Annotated in this window: 4 protein-coding genes and 1 pseudogene; 3 read left to right on the forward strand and 2 right to left on the reverse strand. The window is 62.1% G+C overall.

The annotated features are described in order from the left end of the window. The 3 genes from A2I95_RS25900 to A2I95_RS25910 form a co-directional block, all read left to right on the forward strand. Positions 1–1,392: class I SAM-dependent methyltransferase (locus A2I95_RS25900; protein WP_291734541.1), on the forward strand; the 1,392-nt coding region annotated here is incomplete at its 5' end. A 140-nt stretch (positions 1,393–1,532) separates the two neighbouring features. After that, positions 1,533–2,906 carry a hypothetical protein gene (locus tag A2I95_RS25905; protein WP_027259795.1) on the forward strand — a complete coding sequence of 458 codons (1,374 nt, stop codon included), beginning with the start codon at positions 1,533–1,535 and terminating at the stop codon, positions 2,904–2,906. A 72-nt stretch (positions 2,907–2,978) separates the two neighbouring features. Beyond that, the gene (locus A2I95_RS25910; RefSeq protein WP_027259794.1) at positions 2,979–3,881 is read left to right on the forward strand and encodes a hypothetical protein; all 903 of its coding nucleotides are present in this window, start codon (positions 2,979–2,981) and stop codon (positions 3,879–3,881) included. Here A2I95_RS25910 and A2I95_RS25915 read toward each other — a convergent pair. Next, positions 3,865–4,800 (reverse strand): hypothetical protein, encoded by a 936-nt coding sequence (locus A2I95_RS25915; protein WP_291734543.1) that lies wholly within the window; start codon positions 4,798–4,800, stop codon positions 3,865–3,867. The two genes, A2I95_RS25910 and A2I95_RS25915, sit on opposite strands and share 17 nt — an antisense overlap. A gap of 7 nt (positions 4,801–4,807) precedes the next feature. Then, positions 4,808–4,971 (reverse strand): annotated as a pseudogene (locus A2I95_RS25920) (C4-dicarboxylate ABC transporter permease); the annotation flags it as partial.

Here is a 4,971-nt window from a genome sequence, read left to right on the forward strand (position 1 = left end):
GACCGCATCATCCGCCACGCCCGCACCGGCAGCCCGGCGTATCATGCCGATGTCTTCCGTCTGCATTTGCTGCGCAAGACCAACTACATCTGGGCCGATACCGATGCCTATTGCTGCCAGCCCTGGGATATCAAGGGCAAGCATTTCCATGGCTGGATCTCTGACGACAAGCCGATGGTCAATAACGGGGTGCTGCGGCTGCCCAAGACCTCCAAAACCCTGGCGGCGATGTTGCGCTTCACCAGCGATGAATATCCTGTTCCGCCCTGGTACAGCGCTGAAAAACAGGCCGAACTGCAAGCGTTGAAAGACAGCGGGCAGGGGGTGCATGTTTCGCTTTTGCCCTGGGGGGTCTGGGGGCCGGACGCGCTCACCTGGTTCCTGCAGGAAACCGGCGAAGTCAAGAATTCCCGGCCAGGCCATGTGATTTATCCTGTACCGTTCAAGCGGGCCGGTGTGGTGCTGAACCCAAACCGCCCGAACCAGGCACGCGGCCATATCCGCGACGATACGCTGTCGATCCATTTCTGGGGCCGCCGCTTCCGCAACATCGCGGCCAAATACGGCGGCGTGCCCGCTGAAGGCTGCTATGTCCATGACTTGCTGGCCCAGCATGGGATTGATGCGGAAAAAACACGCCACCTGCTGCAACCGGCCCCTGAACCGGAAGAGATACCCGTGGAAAAAATCGACCCGGCAGCGCTGGATTACTCGATGTTCAGCGATCAGGACGTCGCCAACATCCTGCTGCAGCGTTCCGAACTGGCAAGCTCAGGACAAACCATCAAGGATTGGATGGCAGGTGACGAAGAACAGCTGCTGGCTGAAGCCCGGTCGCAGCGGCAGCACATTCTGCATGAATCGATCCGGATCGCGGAACGGGAGTGCGATTTTTTCCTGAAGGCCACCGATCCCATAGCGCCCGAACGGGCCGCGGACATCGGCTGCGGGTATGCCTTTGCCAGCCTGCTGCTGCACCGCCGCTATGGCTGCAGCATCGCGCTGATCGACATCGAAGAAGGCAACAGCCGCCATTTCGGCTTTGAGGGGGAGGGCGCAGGCTATACCAGCCTTGAGACCGCCCGCGCGTTTCTGGAAAAGAACGGCGTGCCTGCTGGAAAAATCACCACCATCAACCCCAAGACCGAGGACACCGCCGCGCTCGGTGCCTTTGATCTGGTGATCAGCCTGGCGTCTTGCGGGTTCCACTATCCCGTCGGCACGTATCAGGATTTGTTCAGCAGGCAGATCAGCCCGGGCGGCGGTATCGTCCTGGATATTCGCAAGGGGTCCGGTGGTATCGGCGCCATGAAAAGCTTTGGCACCGTCAAGGTGCTGGCCAAGCACGGCAAATATTCCACAGTCCTGACCCGTGCCGGAAAGGAGCCGTGACCGGTAACCGGATCCTTAATCCTTTTCGGATAATACAACGCAAAAGAGGGCTGCGGTATTGCGGTGTTTTCCGCGGGCAGATGATGACCGGCACGGGGCAGCCCGGTGCCGGTGTTTCCCTGAAGGGCAGTTGACGACGCATGATGAGTGAAGGATTTGATTTCAAAAGCGTGCTGCCGGCACTGGATGCCGACGACGTTCGCACAGGTGCCGATATCAACGGCCAGGCGCCAGAGCTTTGCATTCTTCTGTATCAGCGCTACGGCTGCAGTATCGATTTTGTCTCCTGCGACCGCAAGGGGCAGGCCAAGCCCCCCGATCCGGCGCAGCTGCAATCCTGGCAGGCCCGGCTGGAACAGGGCGGCGTGGACCGGGACGCGATCCGGGTTGTAAGCCGGCCGCGTGATCTGGGCAGCTATGACGTGATCCTGGCGCTGAACAGCTTTGGTGCACGGCACAAGATCCAGAACGCTAAGCCCATGCTGGACCGGGCGCTGCATCCGCTCAGCCGGCTGGTGATTGAAATCCGCAAAGGGTCTGGCAGCTACCCGTTCCTCAAGGCCTATGGCAGCTGTAACACTCTGGTGCCGCCGGAGGCAGGCAAGAACGGCCTGGCAATTCTCTCTGCCGAGCCGCAGGAGGTGCTGCCGCCTTCGGGGGAGTGGTCCAAGGTGGCCCGCCAACTGGCCGGCAAGGAAGGGTTCTTTGACGAATTGGAAGAGCACTCCTTCCTGTTCATGCCGCGCGGCGGCACGCTGGTTGTGACCTTTGACAACCTCGACATTGCCATGACCAAACGCGATGACCGGCGGCCCTGGGGCTTCAGCTTCATCGAGGCGCAGGGCTGGTCGATGCTGGGGGTGATGGCCAATGGCTGGACCTGGTTCCGCCACCAGGAGGTGTCCGCCAAATTCGAGGCGCTGCGCGACAGCGGTTTCTTTGAACAGTTTTCCCGGGTGGTGTTCTACGGCGCCTCGATGGGCGGCTATGCAGCGGCGGCCTTTGCGGCGGCGGCGCCCGGATCGACAGTGTTTGCAATCAGCCCGCAATCCACCCTCGACAAGACGCTGGTGCCTTGGGAAATGCGCTACAAGAAAGTCTGGGACAGGGACTTCTCCGGGCCGTTCGGGGATGCCTCCCTGGCCAGCCAGGCGGCAGGCGACGTGCATATCATGTTCGACCCTTACGTGGTGCCGGACGCGGCCCATGCGGCGCGGTTTTCCGGGGCAAATGTCACCTTCTGGCGCTGCCCGCTGCTGGGCCACCGGCTGGGGTCCTCGCTGCAGCAGATGGGCGTCCTGCAGGAGATTGCCCGCGGTGCCATTTCCGGCGAATTGACACCGCACCGGTTTCACCGCCTGCTGCGCAAACGCCACGAATTCCCCCGGTTTCAGCGGGAGCTGGCCAATCTGGCCCTGGACCGTGGCCATCCGCGCCTTGCCAAACAAGCCTGCGCTTATATTTTGCGCCAAAGAGATGACCGGTTTTTCCGCCGGATGAAGGCACGGTTATGACCTGTGCAATCCGCCAGACCGCGTGCCGGGACCGGATGCGGAACAGGGAAAGGGCAAAGGCCGGACGGGACGATGAACCAGGCAAAAGCTGACATGCGGGACATTACACTCGCTTTCCACATCGGGGCGCCAAACACCGATAACGGCCAACTGATCTGGTCGCTGCGCAAGGATGCGCAGCGGCTGCTGCAACACGGTGTGATGATCCGCCGTCCAGGCACTTATATGGCGGCTGTCAATCAAATGCTGCGCAAGCAGAACCAGGAGTTTGTCACCGATCAGGAACGCGCGGCGCTGCTGGCCGGCATCGTCAAGGACCAGAGGGTTTCGCGGATCATCTTGACCAACTCCGGGTTTCTCGGGGTGCCGGGCTGGATGCTCAGCGGCGGGCGGCTCTGCCGCAATGCGGGCAGCAATACCGCGGCGCTGAGAGGTGTTTTTCCGGGCAATCCGTGCGAGTTTTTCCTGGGCTTGCGCAATCCGGCCACGCTGATCGGGCCGGTGTTCAAATCCCAGTCCAACCGGACCTGGGAGCAGTTCACTGCAGGCACGGATTTCGTGCATCTGCGCTGGTCGGATGTAGTTGCGGATATTCAGGACAGCAATCCCGGCTGCCGCATTACAGTCTGGTGCAACGAAGAAACGCCGGTGATCTGGCCCAATATCCTGGGGCAGGTGACGGGGCTGGGCGACGGCTTTCGTTTTGACGGCGAATTGGACATTACCCGCGGCATCATCTCGGAGGCGGGATATGAGCGGCTGGAAGCCTATCTGGCAAACCGCCCCGGCCTGTCGGAAGACCAGCGAGAGCGGGTGCGCGCGCTGTTCCTCAGCTACTTCCACTCGGAGGAGGCGATCGAAGAGGAAATCGATCTGCCGGGCTGGTCGCAGGCGCTGGTGGACGACATGAGCGAGACATACATGGCCGATGCCGAGCTGATCCGGCATATGCCGGGGGTCACCTTCCTGTCCTGAGCTCTGTGCGGCCGTATAGCGGCTTCATCAGGATTGCGGTCAGATACATCGGGATCTGGTAGCAGCCGAGGAAGATCAGCAGCGGATCGGTCGTTGCTGCGGGCAGGGCGATCAGGAAGAGAGCGAAGTTCCGGTTGCCGGCCACGACGGAGACGGGCACGGCGCCACTGCCCGCGCGGCGGCGTAAGACCCCAAACGCCAGTACCTGCAGGCCCAGGTTGGCAGCCAGGGCAAAGCCCAGCCATTGCAGGACCAGCAGCGGGTCAGCTTGCAGGGCAGGCCCAAGCGCAGCCATAAGCCCAACCACGATCACCGCCAGCGCAATCACCGTCAGCCCGTCGATGGCTTTGGCTTGATCTTCGCGCAAGCCGGGCAGGGTTGCGCGCCGCAGCAGGAAGGCTGCAGCCACGGTGATGCCAATCGTGCCAATAAGCCGCCCTGCTGCACGCAGCACGTCCCCAAGGTCGCCTAGGCTGGGGGCCAGCAGAAAAACCGGGACCACTGTCAGCGGCATCAGAGCGGTACCCAGGATCAGAAGGCGGAATGCAGGCTCCGGCGCATGGCCCATCAGCGCGGTGATGTTGGGGCTGCCAGTTACCGACGGCGCGCTCAGCATCAGGATCAGCGCCACTGCGGCAGGGCTCTGCGCGACGCCGAATACAGAGGCAACTCCCAGCGCCAGCAGCGGCAGGGCAATTTGCAGCAAAGCAATGGCTTTGACAGTGCCAATCCCGTCTGCCAGCCCGCCAGCGGCTTTGCGGAAGCCAATCCGGTATGCATTCAAAAACAAAAGCCCGGCCACCATTTCCGGCAGCCAGGGCTGAAGGGCGCCGGCGAGGCCGGGCAGAAACAGTCCGGCCAGAAGCCCCAGGACCAAGGCGGCCCGCCCATGCCGGGCGGCAAAGGCGAGCGCGCGCATCAAGTGTCTAGACCGGTCCGGGCCTGAGGTTGTTGGGCAAATAGGTCGCCAGCTCCGGGAAGGCGATCAGCACAAACACCATCAGCACCATGATCAGGAACATTGGGATCGCGGCGCGGGCGATATAGCTCATCTCGTGATGGGTCATGCCCTGCATTACAAACAGGTTGA

Source organism: Leisingera sp. F5 (genome assembly GCF_001593695.1).